Source organism: Streptomyces sp. MK7 (assembly GCF_032658145.1).
In the GTDB taxonomy this organism is placed as follows: Bacteria; Actinomycetota; Actinomycetes; order Streptomycetales; family Streptomycetaceae; genus Streptomyces; species Streptomyces spiralis.
Genome location: NZ_JAVACL010000001.1, coordinates 162,506 through 175,788, shown reverse-complemented (window position 1 = coordinate 175,788; position 13,283 = coordinate 162,506). Strand labels below are relative to the sequence as shown.

General features: G+C 71.3%; 12 protein-coding genes. 7 read left to right on the top strand and 5 right to left on the bottom strand.

The window, feature by feature from the left end; translation table 11 throughout:
• Window positions 1-25: 25 nt before the first annotated feature.
• The 4 genes from dnaJ to R2S09_RS00735 all read left to right on the top strand — a co-directional run bounded on the left by dnaJ (window position 26) and on the right by R2S09_RS00735 (window position 4,548).
• The gene (dnaJ, locus tag R2S09_RS00750; protein WP_306184861.1) at window positions 26-1,198 is read left to right on the top strand and encodes a molecular chaperone DnaJ; all 1,173 of its coding nucleotides are present in this window, start codon (window positions 26-28) and stop codon (window positions 1,196-1,198) included.
• A 5-nt stretch (window positions 1,199-1,203) separates the two neighbouring features.
• Window positions 1,204-1,653, top strand: a complete 450-nt coding sequence (locus R2S09_RS00745; RefSeq protein WP_190176550.1) for a heat shock protein transcriptional repressor HspR — start codon at window positions 1,204-1,206, stop codon at window positions 1,651-1,653.
• 557 nt (window positions 1,654-2,210) lie between these two features.
• Window positions 2,211-3,317, top strand: a complete 1,107-nt coding sequence (locus tag R2S09_RS00740; protein WP_316739577.1) for a substrate-binding domain-containing protein — start codon at window positions 2,211-2,213, stop codon at window positions 3,315-3,317.
• 187 nt (window positions 3,318-3,504) lie between these two features.
• Window positions 3,505-4,548, top strand: coding sequence for a LuxR C-terminal-related transcriptional regulator (locus tag R2S09_RS00735; protein ID WP_399143903.1), 1,044 nt, complete (start codon window positions 3,505-3,507; stop codon window positions 4,546-4,548).
• Here the strand turns inward: R2S09_RS00735 and R2S09_RS00730 are convergent.
• Window positions 4,511-5,461 (bottom strand): helix-turn-helix transcriptional regulator, encoded by a 951-nt coding sequence (locus tag R2S09_RS00730; RefSeq protein ID WP_316739576.1) that lies wholly within the window; start codon window positions 5,459-5,461, stop codon window positions 4,511-4,513. The genes R2S09_RS00735 and R2S09_RS00730 overlap by 38 nt on opposite strands.
• Before the next feature lie 83 nt (window positions 5,462-5,544).
• Window positions 5,545-6,558 (bottom strand): helix-turn-helix transcriptional regulator, encoded by a 1,014-nt coding sequence (locus tag R2S09_RS00725; protein ID WP_306184870.1) that lies wholly within the window; start codon window positions 6,556-6,558, stop codon window positions 5,545-5,547.
• A gap of 297 nt (window positions 6,559-6,855) precedes the next feature.
• Between R2S09_RS00725 and R2S09_RS00720 the strand changes: the two genes are divergently transcribed.
• A complete protein-coding gene (locus R2S09_RS00720) occupies window positions 6,856-7,191 on the top strand; it encodes a hypothetical protein (protein WP_030173891.1) in 336 nt (111 codons plus the stop codon).
• Window positions 7,192-7,386: 195 nt separating this feature from the next.
• Here the strand turns inward: R2S09_RS00720 and R2S09_RS00715 are convergent, their stop codons facing one another.
• Window positions 7,387-7,803, bottom strand: coding sequence for a TIGR03618 family F420-dependent PPOX class oxidoreductase (locus R2S09_RS00715; RefSeq protein ID WP_316739179.1), 417 nt, complete (start codon window positions 7,801-7,803; stop codon window positions 7,387-7,389).
• A gap of 188 nt (window positions 7,804-7,991) precedes the next feature.
• Here R2S09_RS00715 and clpB point away from each other — a divergent pair, with 188 nt between their 5' ends.
• Complete coding sequence (gene clpB / locus R2S09_RS00710; RefSeq protein ID WP_316739177.1) at window positions 7,992-10,589, top strand: ATP-dependent chaperone ClpB; 2,598 nt, start codon at window positions 7,992-7,994, stop codon at window positions 10,587-10,589.
• Between the two features lie 143 nt (window positions 10,590-10,732).
• On the opposite strand, the gene R2S09_RS00705 is transcribed toward clpB, so the two are convergent.
• On the bottom strand, window positions 10,733-11,254 hold the full coding sequence (locus tag R2S09_RS00705) for a hypothetical protein (protein ID WP_306184878.1): 522 nt from the start codon (window positions 11,252-11,254) through the stop codon (window positions 10,733-10,735).
• A gap of 138 nt (window positions 11,255-11,392) precedes the next feature.
• On the opposite strand from R2S09_RS00705, the gene R2S09_RS00700 reads away from it, so the two are divergent.
• The gene (locus R2S09_RS00700; protein ID WP_306184880.1) at window positions 11,393-11,938 is read left to right on the top strand and encodes a YbjN domain-containing protein; all 546 of its coding nucleotides are present in this window, start codon (window positions 11,393-11,395) and stop codon (window positions 11,936-11,938) included.
• Window positions 11,939-12,062: 124 nt separating this feature from the next.
• Here R2S09_RS00700 and R2S09_RS00695 read toward each other — a convergent pair whose 3' ends face one another.
• Window positions 12,063-13,265 carry a pyridoxal phosphate-dependent aminotransferase gene (locus tag R2S09_RS00695; protein WP_306184882.1) on the bottom strand — a complete coding sequence of 401 codons (1,203 nt, stop codon included), beginning with the start codon at window positions 13,263-13,265 and terminating at the stop codon, window positions 12,063-12,065.
• Window positions 13,266-13,283: the final 18 nt, after the last annotated feature.

The following is a 13,283-nucleotide window of genomic DNA, read 5'->3' as shown; positions in this document are numbered from 1 at the left end:
GCGCAGGAGAGGAGGGACGTCGGGGATGAGCACCAAGGACTTCATCGAGAAGGACTACTACAAGGTCCTCGGCGTCCCCAAGGACGCCACCGAGGCCGAGATCAAGAAGGCGTACCGGAAGCTCGCCCGCGAGTTCCACCCGGACGCCAACAAGGGCAACGCCAAGGCCGAGGAGCGCTTCAAGGAGATCTCCGAGGCGAACGACGTGCTCGGCGACCCCAAGAAGCGCAAGGAGTACGACGAGGCCCGCACCCTGTTCGGCAACGGTGGCTTCCGCCCCGGGCCGGGGGCGGGCGGCGGCTCCTTCAACTTCGACCTGGGCGACCTCTTCGGAGGCGGCGCCCAGAGCGGCGGCGGCTTCGGCGGCGGAATCGGTGACGTCTTCGGGGGCCTGTTCAACCGTGGTGGCGCGGGCGCCGGCACGCGCACCCAGCCGCGGCGCGGCCAGGACGTCGAGTCCGAGGTCACGCTGAGCTTCACGGAGGCCATCGAGGGCGCCACGGTGCCGCTGCGGATGTCCAGCCAGCAGCCGTGCAAGGCCTGCTCGGGCACCGGCGACAAGAACGGCACGCCGCGGGTCTGCCCGACCTGCGTCGGCACCGGCCAGGTGGCGCGCGGCTCGGGCGGCGGCTTCTCGCTGACCGACCCGTGCCCGGACTGCAAGGGCCGCGGGCTGATCGCGGAGAACCCGTGCGAGGTCTGCAACGGCTCGGGGCGCGCCAAGTCGTCCCGGACGATGCAGGTCCGCATCCCGGCGGGGGTGAACGACGGGCAGCGCATCCGACTGCGCGGCAAGGGCGCCCCGGGCGAGCGCGGCGGACCGGCGGGCGACCTGTACGTGGTGGTGCACGTCGGCGAGCACCCGGTCTTCGGGCGCCGGGGCGACAACCTCACGGTCACCGTGCCGGTGACGTATCCGGAGGCCGCGCTCGGCGGCGAGGTCCGGGTGCCCACGCTCGGCGGGCCGCCGGTGACGCTGAAGCTGCCTCCGGGCACGCCGAACGGCCGTACGATGCGGGCCCGTGGCAAGGGCGCGGTCCGCAAGGACGGCACTCGCGGGGACCTGCTGGTCACCGTGGAGGTGCGTGTCCCCAAGGACCTGTCGGGGAAGGCTCGTGACGCGCTGGAGGCGTATCGCGAGGCGACCGCGGGCGAGGACCCGCGGGCGGAGCTGTTCGAGGCCGCGAAGGGAGCATGAGGGAGATGGACGGGCGCCGTCGCAACCCGTACGAACTGACGGAAGACACACCGGTGTACGTCATCTCCGTTGCCGCTCAGCTGTCCGGACTGCACCCGCAGACCCTCCGTCAGTACGACAGGCTGGGCCTGGTGTCGCCCGACCGTACCGCCGGCCGGGGCCGCCGCTACTCGGCCCGCGACATCGAACTGCTCCGTCAGGTGCAGCAGTTGTCGCAGGACGAGGGAATCAACCTGGCCGGCATCAAGCGGATCATCGAACTGGAGAACCAGGTCGCCGCGTTGCAGTCCCGGGTCGCGGAACTGCAGGCCGCTCTGGAGGGCGCCGCGGCCACGATGCGCCAGCGCGAGGCCGCCGTCCACGCCTCCTACCGCCGCGACCTGGTCCCGTACCAGGAGGTCCAGCAGACCAGCGCCCTGGTCGTCTGGCGCCCGAAGCGGCAGCAGCCGGACTGACGGCCCGGCGGGCCTGCGCGGGCCGCACACGCGCGGAACCAGGGGCCGGGAGGCAGACAGCCTTCCGGCCCCTCGCCGTGCCGGGAGGCATGACCGCCTCATGACCGCCTTCCGGCCCCTCGCCGTGCCGGGAGGCATGACCGCCTCATGACCGCCTCCCGGCCCTTCGCCATGCCTGGGGACAGGACCGCCTCCCGCCCCTTCGCCGTGCCTGGGGACAGGACCGCCTCCCGCCCCTTCGCCGTGCCTGGGCGCGGTCGCACAGGGCGGTGCCTGGCCGAGTTCGTTCGGTCGGTTGTGCGTCCGCTCGCACGCCCGGCCGGTTGTACGGATCTTTGCCGGCCGATGAACGTTCGTTGGATGGAGGGTCCGTAAAGGGCGTTTGGAGAGGGTTCGGTGAGGGTTCGCAGGCTCTTCACGCAGAAAGCGGAGCGTGGTGTTGTCATCTCGTTAAGTGGTTCCGCTTGACGGCGGTGGGCGCCTCCGCGTTGGCTTTTCAGTCACCTGGGTCGCAATGCTGCGCCCTCGTCCGGAAGGCACCAGAAGTGAGCACCTCGATGCGTCGTATCGCCATAGCCGTGGCCGCGCCCACGCTGACCTTCTCGCTGACCGCCTGCGGGGCGCTCGGTGATTCAGGGAGCAGCGCCGACGCGAGCCCGACCAAGGGCAACGACGTGAAGGTGGGTCTGCTGCTGCCGGAGACCGCCAACACCCGCTACGACAAGTTCGACGCCCCCATCATCAGGAGCAAGGTCGCCGAGCTGACCAAGAAGCAGGGCGTGGTGGACTACGCCAACGCCGGCGCGAGCGCCTCCAAGCAGGCCGACCAGATGCAGCGGATGATCGACGAGAAGGTCGACGTCATCCTGCTCGACGCCGTCGACTCGCACGCCATCGCCGCCCAGGTGAAGAAGGCCAAGGACGCGGGCATCCCGGTCATCGCCTACGACCGGCTCGCCGAGGGTCCGATCGACGCGTACATCTCCTTCGACAACGAGCTGGTCGGCGAGGTGCAGGGCCGCTCGCTGCTGGAGGCGCTGGGCTCGGGGGTGGACAGCTCCGACAAGATCGTCATGATGAACGGCTCGCCGACCGACCCGAACGCCAAGCAGTTCAAGCAGGGCGCCCTCAACCAGCTGAACGGCAAGGTGACGATCGCCAAGTCCTACGACACCAAGGACTGGAAGCCGGAGAACGCCCAGGCCAACATGGCCCAGGCGATCAGCGAGATCGGCAAGAACAACATCGCCGGTGTCTACTCGGCCAACGACGGTCTGGCGGGAGGCATCATCAAGGCCCTCAAGGCCGCGGGCGTCTCCAAGCTGCCCCCGGTCACCGGCCAGGACGCCGAACTCGACGCGGTGCAGCGGATCCTGACCGGCGAGCAGTACATGAGCGTGTACAAGTCCTATCCGACGGAGGCGGAGAACGCCGCCGAGATGGCCATCGCCAAGGTCCAGGGCAAGGACATCCAGTTCGACGCCCTGACCCGGGACAAGGTCGCCAACGCCACCCAGAAGGGCATTCCCGCGCAGCTGGTGCCCGTCGTCGCCCTGACCAAGGGCAACATCCAGGACACGGTCGTGGCCGACGGCATCTACAAGGTGTCCGAGATCTGCACCGCCCCGTACAAGTCCGCCTGCGCGGCCGCGAAGCTGAAGTAGGACTCGTCCGTGCCGGCCGCACCCCGGCCGGCCGTCCGTGACACGCCACGCCCTCCGAGAGCCCGGTGCACACCGGGTGATACCGGCCGTTTCCGGTGTCCGGGGCGCGGGGAGCCGTGTTGCACAGCCGGTCCGGGCCGCGCATAGTTGCGCTGCGAAGACGCGGAAGCCGGGGGTGTGATGGGGCATGGCCGGGCGCGGAACTCAGGAACATCCACACGGTGCCGACCGACTGTGTGAGGCCGGGGATCGCGTGTATTCCCGGGCCGTACGGCGCGGACGGGTGCCGCGCCGGGACGCCGATCCAGTGCCCTGTCTGCTCGAACTGGCCCTGCTGCACCCGGACCCCGACGACATGGACTACCTGGTGCCGACCGCGCCGCAGGAGGTCATGACCCGCCTGCTGCGCGGGATGTACGAGGAGGTCAGCGAGAGCCACCGGCGGGTGGGCTCGGCGGTGGCGGCCTTCGAGCGGTACGCGGGCCTGGGCAGCCGGGTCCAGCAGCACCGGGCCGCGGCCGAGGGCACGGCGATCCGCGTCCTGGACGGCCTGTCCCGCATCCAGGCGGCCATGGACGAGGCGACGGAGGCGTGCCGGGCGGAGGTGCTGACCGTCCAGCCCGGCGGCATCCGCCGCGAGCACGAGCTGTCGGAGGGCCTGCACCGGGCGCTGGCGCTGCGCGGCCGGGGGGTGCGCATGCGCGACCTGTACACGCATGTGGCCCGGCACGGCCAGGGGCTGCTGAACTACCTGGAGCTGATGGGCGACGCGGTCGAGGCGCGGACGCTGGACGAGGTGATCGACCGGCTGATCCTGTTCGACCGCACGGTCGCCTTCATCCCCGCCAACGCCGACCGCACGATGGCGCTGGAGCTGCGCCACCCGGCGCTGGTGGAGTACCTGGTGACGGTCTTCGAACGGCTGTGGCGGCTGGCGATCCCGCTGACCGCGCCGCTGCCCGACACCGGTATCGAGGGCATCTCCCACCGCGAGCGGTCCATCGCCGCGCTGCTGGCGGAGGGCCACCAGGACGCGGTGATCGCCGAGCGGCTGGGCATCAGCGTGCGCACCTGCCGTGCGCACATCGCCCGTCTGTCGGAGACGCTGGGCGCGGCCAGCCGTACGCAGCTGGGCGTCCGGATCGCCCAGGCCGGCCTGGACGGCCCGCCGGGCACCTCCGGTCCCGTCCCGCTCAGTGTTCCTGGTCAAGGATCCCGGATCGCGCGATGAGATAGCCGAGCTGGGCCCTGCTCGTGCTGCCCAGCCAGGCGGCCAGCTTGGCGATGTGCTCCCGCGCGGTGCGTACGTTCATGCCCAGCCGCTCGGCGATGACGGCGTCGGTGTGCCCCTCCACCAGCAGGCCGGCGATGGCGCGCTGGCGGGGGGTGACGCCGCCGGCCGGCGGCCGCTGGACGCTCTGCGGGTACATGGGGGTGGCCAGCCGCCACAGCCGGTCGAAGGTGGTGACGAAGTAGGAGATCAGCGCGGGGTGGCGCACTTCGAGGGCGAGCGTGCCGTCCTCGTTGGCGGGGATGAGGGCGACCGCGCGGTCGATGACGAGGAGGCGGTCGGTGAGCTCGTCCAGGGTGCGGGCCTCCGCGTCGCCGCGCAGCCGCTCGTAGCGGGCGAGGACGAGCGGAGCGTGACGCTGGGTGTGCTGGTAGAGGGTGCGGATGCGGGCGCCGCGGTCGAGCAGGGCCTGGTCGCGGCCCATGGCGACGGCCTGCGCGGCCTCACCGCGCCCGCTGCCGTAGTGGGCGCTGGGCTGGATGCACAGCATCTCCCGGGTCGCCTCGGCCATGGCCTCGGTGATGGCCAGGTTGATCCGCGCGGTACCGCTGAGGATCCTCAGCCCGGGCGTGTCGGCGGTCCCGGCGCGCGGGTCCCCGATCCGCAGGAGCGGTTCGAACGTCCTGGCCAGCCGCTCCTGCCGCCGCCGTTCGGCGGCGACGCGCTCCTCGGCGGTGCGCAGCAGACGGTGCAGGGCGGTGGCGGGGGCGAGCGGTTCCAGGCGGCCCAGGTCGTCGACGGCGGGGTGCAGCAGGCCGAAGTCGACCAGGCACGGCGCACGGTTCGCGTCCTCGGCCGCCACCCCTCCCTCGCGCAGGGCGCGTTCGTACAGCGCCGAGCCCGCCGCGCACAGGCGGTCCGGGGGGTGCTCCCGGTGGCCTCCCGCGTCCGTGCGGGTGGCGCCCGCCGCGCCTGCGGCCTCCGCCTCCCCGCCGTTCAGCGCTCCTCCTGCTGCAGGATCCCGGACTGGGCGATGAGATAGCCGAGCTGGGCGCGGCTGCCGCTGCCCAGGGCGCCCGCGAGTTTGGCTATGTGGGCCCGGCAGGTGCGCACGTTCATGCCCAGACGACGGGCGATGGCCTCGTCGACGTGGCCCTCGACGAGCAGTTTGGCGATGGAGTGCTGGATGCTGGTGATGCCGTCGGCGGCGGTCTCGTAGGGGGCGCCGGCGGTCAGGGGCACGGCACGGTCCCACATGAACTCGAACACCTTGATCAGATAGCGCACGAGGCCGGGGTGGCGCAGCTCCAGGGCGACCTGCTGGTCGTCCCGGGTGGGGATGAAGGCCACCGTCTCGTCGCAGATGATGAGCCGCTCCACCAGTTCGTCGATGGTGCGGTACTCCACCTTGCCGTCGGCGAGCTGCGCCACGTACGCCAGCTTCTCCGGGTTGTACCTCGCCGTGTGCTGGTACAGGGTGCGGATCCGTACGCCCCGCTCGATCAGGGGCCGGTCGCGCTCCAGTCCTCTGAGCAGGCTGCGCTCGGTGTAGCGGTCGCTCGGCTGGATCGTGAGGACCTCGGTCTGGCACTGGGAGGTGGCCAGGTTCAGGGCGGCGTTGATGCGGTCGCCGCCCTCCAGCACGGTGAGGGAGTCCGTGCCCGCCGTCATATGGGCGCTGAGCGTCATGAACGGCTCGAAGGCGTCGGCCAGTTGGATTGACAGGCGCCTGCGTTCGGCGATCTCGCGCTCCAGCGGGGTCAGCCGCTGGGCCAGCGCCACGGACGCCGGAACCGGTCGCAGCCAGTCCGGATCGTCCGGGTCCGGGTGGAGCAGCGCGAACTCCATGAGGCAGGGGGCGGGTTCCGCCTCCGTGCGCGCGATGCGTCCTGCTCGTAGAGCGTTCGCGTAGAGGCGCGCACCTTCCTCACACATCTCGGTGGCCGCATGGGGATGTATGTTTTTAGTCTGATTCGTCGCCAAATCTCCACCCCCCAGGGTCCTGAACATGCAGGAACATGATGCATCGATTATGTGGCCATGACGTGCCCGAATGAGCCATCGTCGTACTCGACGGGGGAAGAGGGGACCTTCAAGTGAGGACGAAGCCGACTATGGGCAAGAGAATGCTTCGCTCGGTACTTGTTGCCGCCTTCTCCGCCGCTGCGGCCATGGGACTGTGGGCCGGCTTCTCAGGCGAGAAGGGCGACGTTCGGGCGGACACCAGCTGGCCGGCAGTAGCCGCGTCGACCGCAAGTGACACGAGTTGGCCGATCGCTCCCGCGGATGGCGACGTGAGGGGATGACGTGACGACTCCTCCCGACGACCGCTCGTTCCGCCGTGAGATGGCCACGGCCTACCGCTCGGGCTGGCACTTCATCGACCTGGTCACCGCCCTCCCCCACAGTGGTGACTCGTTGATGGTGACCGTCTTCGGTGAGCCGGTCGTCGTCACGCGGGACGAGGACGGAGACGTACGGGCCTTCCGGTGCCTGCGGCGGCCCCGCGGGGCGCCACAGCCCGTACGGTGTGCCGTCCGCTACGGAATGATCTTTGTGAACCTGGACCAGCGGGATCACCGGCAGGTGGCGCCGGAGCCCGCGACCCTACGAACTACCTCAGCCACCCCCCGCAGTGCCTGACGCGATTCCCCCGTCGCAACAGATCGCTCAGGTACTTCCCCCCGCAGCGGCGTCACCGTGACCTGAACACGGTGACGCCGCTGCAGTTTTCCCCGGAATCTCCGGGAACGCGTGGATCCGGCCCGTGACGGGAAATCGCCGGTCGCCGGGCTCGTCGCACGGTTGTCGCCCGTCCCGTCGCCGGACCCGTCGTCCTCAGCCGCGCCCCAGCGCCCGGGTCAGTTCGATCTCGATCACCACTCGGGACGGGTTGGGGCCCGGTGTGCGGCCGTAGCGTTCGGCGTAGCGCCGTACCGCCTCCGCGACGCGCTCCGGTTCCGTGCGGACGAAGGCGCGGCCCTCCAGCGTGGCCCAGCGCCGGCCGTCCACCTGGCACACCGCGACCGGCGCCCCCTGCTCCCCGGCCGTGAGGACGTGGCCCACCTTCGCGCTCGCCTTGTTGGTGATCACCCGGGCCAGCCGCGCCTCGGGGTCGTACGTCACCCCCACCGGCACCACGTGCGGGGTGCCGTCGGGGCGGAGCGTCGTCAGGGTGCACAGATGCCGCTCCTGCCAGAAGCCGAGATAGGCGGGGTCGGGAGCGCCCGGGTCGATGCTGTACGTGGTGGCCATGGCATGGAACCTAACGCGCGCCTTTGCGGGAACGGGAATCACGGGGCCGACCCTCCGAGTGCCCCCTTGAGTGCCGCCCCCCTCTTGAGTGCTGCCTTGAGTGGAATAGACTCAACTTTGTGCACGTTGATTGAGTCAGCACTGGGAGACGTGGCAGACCGCTGACGCCGAGGAGGAGAGAAGCGACCGTGGACGCCGAGCTGACCAACAGGAGCCGGGACGCGATCAACGCGGCCGGAAACCGGGCCGTGACCGGGGGACACCCCGACCTGACCCCTGCCCACCTGCTCCTCGCCCTGCTCGAGGGGCAGGACAACGAGAACATCATCGACCTGCTGTCGGCCGTCGACGCCGACCAGGCCTCCATCCGCTCCGGCGCCGAGCGCGTGCTCGCGTCGCTGCCCAGTGTGACCGGCTCCACCGTCGCCCCGCCGCAGCCCAACCGCGAGCTGCTGGCCGTGATCGCGGACGCGCAGAGCCGGGCGAAGGAGCTGGGCGACGAGTACCTGTCCACCGAGCACCTGCTCATCGGCGTCGCCGCCAAGGGCGGCGCGGCCGGCGAGGTGCTCACCCGGCAGGGCGCCGGTGCGAAGAAGCTGCAAGAGGCGTTCCAGAAGGCGAGGGGAGGGCGCCGGGTGACCACACCCGACCCCGAGGGCCGGTACAAGGCCCTGGAGAAGTTCGGCACCGACTTCACCGCGGCCGCGCGGGAAGGAAAGCTCGATCCCGTCATCGGGCGCGACCAGGAGATCCGCCGCGTCGTGCAGGTGCTCTCGCGCCGCACCAAGAACAACCCGGTCCTCATCGGCGAGCCCGGCGTCGGCAAGACCGCCGTCGTCGAGGGGCTCGCCCAGCGGATCGTCAAGGGCGACGTGCCCGAGTCGCTGAAGGACAAGCGGCTGGTGGCCCTCGACCTCGGCGCGATGGTCGCGGGCGCCAAGTACCGCGGCGAGTTCGAGGAGCGGCTGAAGACGGTCCTGGCCGAGATCAAGGAGTCCGACGGCCAGATCATCACCTTCATCGACGAGCTCCACACCGTCGTCGGCGCGGGCGCCGGCGGCGACTCCGCCATGGACGCCGGCAACATGCTCAAGCCGATGCTGGCCCGCGGCGAGCTGCGCATGGTCGGCGCCACCACGCTCGACGAGTACCGGGAGCGGATCGAGAAGGACCCGGCGCTGGAGCGGCGCTTCCAGCAGGTGCTGGTCGCCGAGCCCAGCGTGGAGGACTCCATCGCGATCCTGCGCGGGCTCAAGGGCCGCTACGAGGCCCACCACAAGGTGCAGATCAACGACTCCGCCCTGGTGGCCGCCGCGACCCTGTCCGACCGCTACATCACCTCCCGCTTCCTGCCCGACAAGGCGATCGACCTGGTCGACGAGGCCGCCTCCCGGCTGCGCATGGAGATCGACTCCTCGCCCGTGGAGATCGACGAGCTCCAGCGCGCCGTCGACCGGCTGCGCATGGAGGAGCTGGCGCTCGAGAAGGAGACCGACGCCGCCTCGCGCGAGCGGCTGGAGAAGCTGCGCCGCGACCTCGCCGACAAGGAGGAGGAGCTGCGGGGCCTGACCGCCCGCTGGGAGAAGGAGAAGCAGTCCCTCAACCGCGTCGGTGAGCTCAAGGAGCGGCTGGACGACCTGCGCGGACAGGCCGAGCGCGCCCAGCGCGACGGCGACTTCGACACCGCCTCCAAGCTGCTGTACGGGGAGATCCCGGGCCTGGAGAAGGAGCTGGAGGCCGCCTCGCAGGCCGAGGAGGAGGCCGCCAGGGACACCATGGTCAAGGAGGAGGTCGGCCCGGACGACATCGCCGACGTGGTCGCCTCCTGGACCGGCATCCCGGCGGGCCGCCTGCTGGAGGGCGAGACGCAGAAGCTGCTGCGCATGGAGGACGAGATCGGCAAGCGGCTGATCGGGCAGGGCGAGGCCGTTCGCGCCGTCTCCGACGCCGTGCGCCGCAGCCGCGCGGGCATCTCCGACCCCGACCGGCCCACGGGCTCCTTCCTCTTCCTCGGCCCGACCGGTGTCGGCAAGACCGAGCTGGCCAAGGCGCTCGCGGACTTCCTCTTCGACGACGAGCGGGCGATGGTCCGCATCGACATGTCGGAGTACAGCGAGAAGCACAGCGTGGCCCGGCTGGTCGGCGCCCCGCCCGGGTACGTCGGCTACGAGGAGGGCGGCCAGCTCACGGAGGCGGTGCGCCGTCGCCCGTACAGCGTGGTCCTGCTGGACGAGGTGGAGAAGGCCCACCCCGAGGTCTTCGACATCCTGCTCCAGGTGCTCGACGACGGCCGCCTGACCGACGGCCAGGGCCGCACGGTCGACTTCCGCAACACGATCCTGATCCTCACCTCCAACCTGGGCAGCCAGTTCCTGATCGACCCGATCACGAGCGAGGAGGAGAAGAAGGAGCAGGTCCTCGAGCTGGTGCGGGCCTCCTTCAAGCCGGAGTTCCTCAACCGCCTGGACGACCTGGTGGTCTTCTCGGCCCTGACCAAGGACGAGCTGAGCCGGATCGCCCGGCTGGCGATCGACCGCCTGGCCCGCCGCCTCACCGAGCGCCGCCTGACCCTGGAGGTCACGCCGGAGGCCCTGGCGTGGCTGGCCGACGAGGGCATGGACCCGGCCTACGGCGCTCGTCCGCTGCGCCGCCTGGTGCAGACCGCCATCGGCGACCGCCTCGCCAAGGAGATCCTGTCCGGCGAGATCAAGGACGGCGACACGGTCCGCGTCGACCGCTTCGGTGAGGGCCTCCTGGTGGGTCCGGCGACGGGCAAGACGCTGTAGCGCCCACGCGCCCACGCGCCCACGCGCCCACGCGCCCACGCGCCCACGCGCCCACGCGCCCACGCGCCCACGCGCCCACGCGGCCACGCGGCCACGCGCCCAAGCGGCCCGTCACCCGGAAGTCGGGTGGCGGGCCGCCGCGCTCATGTCGTGAACGCCGCGAACCCGACCAGGGCGGTGCCGGAGTCCTCGTACGTCACGTTCACCTGTACGACGTCGGCGCCCACCCCTTCGGGCAGGCCCCGCAGGTAGCTCAGTTCCAGACACAGATCCGCGTCGTCGGTGCAGAACCCCGTCTCCGGCGCCGGGGCGTCCGGGTAGGTGCGGTGCAGCCAGTCGCGGACAGCGGCCCGCGGCATCCGGAAGTCCGCGCTGTAGGAGACGTCCTGCCAGCCCTGCTCCACGCACCCCCCGACCGGTGCGGCGCCGTCCGGAAGGGCCGCCCCGCCGAAGGCGAGAGCCTGCGTGCAGGAGACCGCCTTGGGCCCTCCGCCGAGTGGGTACTCGGAGTCGGAGAAGGCCATGCCCACGAAGGCGACGAGGAAGGGGAGCAGGGCCATGGCCGGCAGCACCGCGACCGCCGCGACCAGCCACCACCTCGTCCGGCCCCGCGGCGCCCCGCCGGCGCCGGGCTGCTCCGCCCTTCCGGTCCGTGTCCGGGTCATGGCCCCCACCTCCACCCGCCCGACGTCCACCCGTCGGCCGGATCATGTCAGCCCAGGGCTGACAAGCGCCCGGCGGGCTTGCCACGCCCCTCCCCGCATGGGGGAGGATGGCGGGATCCGTACGAAGGGAAAAACACGGTGAGCATCGACCCGTCCTCGATTCCGAACTTCGGGGGCCAGCCCGAGCCGCAGCCCCAAGGACCGGCGGGCCCCGTCGTCCCGGACCAGGATCTTGTGAAGCAGCTCCTGGACCAGATGGAGCTCAAGCACCTCGTCGACGAGGAGGGTGACCTCGTCGCGCCGTGGGAGCAGTTCCGCACGTACTTCATGTTCCGCGGCGAGGCCGACCAGCAGGTCTTCTCGGTGCGGACGTTCTACGACCGGCCGCACAAGATCGACGAGAAGCCGCAGCTGCTGGAGTCCATCGACGACTGGAACCGGCGCACCCTGTGGCCCAAGGTCTACACCCACACCCACGACGACGGCACCGTCCGCCTCATCGGCGAGGCGCAGATGCTGATCGGCATGGGCGTGAGCCTCGAGCACTTCGTCTCCTCCACGGTCAGCTGGGTGCGGGCCGCGCTGGAGTTCGACCGGTGGCTCGTCGAGCAGCTCGGCCTGGAGCAGGACATCAACGAGGCCGACGGACCCGAGGACGGCGGTCCCGAGACCGACGAGGAGTGACCCGCCGCCCCGCGCACCCCGCAGGCGAGTGAGAGCCCGGCCAGGGGCACAGGTCACCGAGACCGTGTGCCCGGGCCGGGCTCTCGCCGTGAGCACGGGAGCGGAGCGGCGCGCGGGCGGCCGGTCAGCCCGCCAGGGCCTTCAGACGCCGGGCCGCCTCCTCCAGGACCGGGATCTGCTTGCAGAAGGCGAACCGGACGAACGGCGCGCCCTCCTCGCGGTGGTCGTAGAAGACCGCGTTCGGGATGGCGACCACGCCGGCCCGCTCGGGCAGCGACCGGCAGAAGGCGAAGCCGTCCGTCTCGCCCAGCGGGCGGATGTCGGTGGTGACGAAGTAGGTGCCCGCGGGCCGGAACACCGTGAAGCCCGCCTCGGCGAGCCCCGCCGCCAGCACCTCCCGCTTGGCCCGCATGTCCTCGCGGAAGGCCGTGAAGTACGACTCGGGGGACGCCAGCGCCTCGGCGACCGCGTACTGGAACGGCCCCGAGGCCACATACGTCAGGAACTGCTTCGCCGATCGCACCGCCGTCACCAGGGCGGGCGCCGCCGTGACCCAGCCGACCTTCCAGCCGGTGAACGAGAACGTCTTGCCCGCCGAGCCGATCGTCACCGTCCGCTCGCGCATCCCGGGCAGGGTGGCGAGCGGGATGTGCTCGGCGTCGTCGAAGACCAGGTGCTCGTACACCTCGTCCGTGACCACCAGCAGATCCCGTTCCACGGCCAGCTCGGCGATCGCGGTCAGCTCCTCGCGGGTGAGCACCGTGCCCGTCGGGTTGTGCGGGGTGTTGATCAGCAGCAGCCGGGTCCGGCCGGTCACAGCGGCGCGCAGCTCGTCCAGGTCCAGCCGGAACGACGGGCCGCCCTCGCCGTGGTGCGGGCGCAGCGTCACCGGCACCCGTCGTCCCCCCGCCATCGCGATACAGGCCGCGTAGGAGTCGTAGTACGGCTCCAGGGCGACCACCTCGTCCCCGGGCTCCAGCAGCGCCAGCAGCGAGGCCGCGATGGCCTCGGTGGCGCCCGCGGTGACCAGCACCTCGGTGTCCGGGTCGTACGACAGCCCGTACCGCCGCAGCTGGTGCGCCGCGACGGCGGTGCGCAGCTCGGGGACGCCCGGGCCCGGCGGGTACTGATTGCCGCGGCCCTCGCGCAGCGCCCGCACCGCCGCCTCCCGGATCTCCTCGGGCCCGTCGGTGTCGGGGAAGCCCTGCCCCAGGTTGATCGACCCGGTCCGCGTGGCCAGGGCGGACATCTCGGCGAAGATCGTCGTCCCGAACTCGGCGAGCCGGCGATTGAGGAAGGGGCGTGCGCTGGAGGTCATGCCGGTCATCCTGCGCCGAAGCTCTGG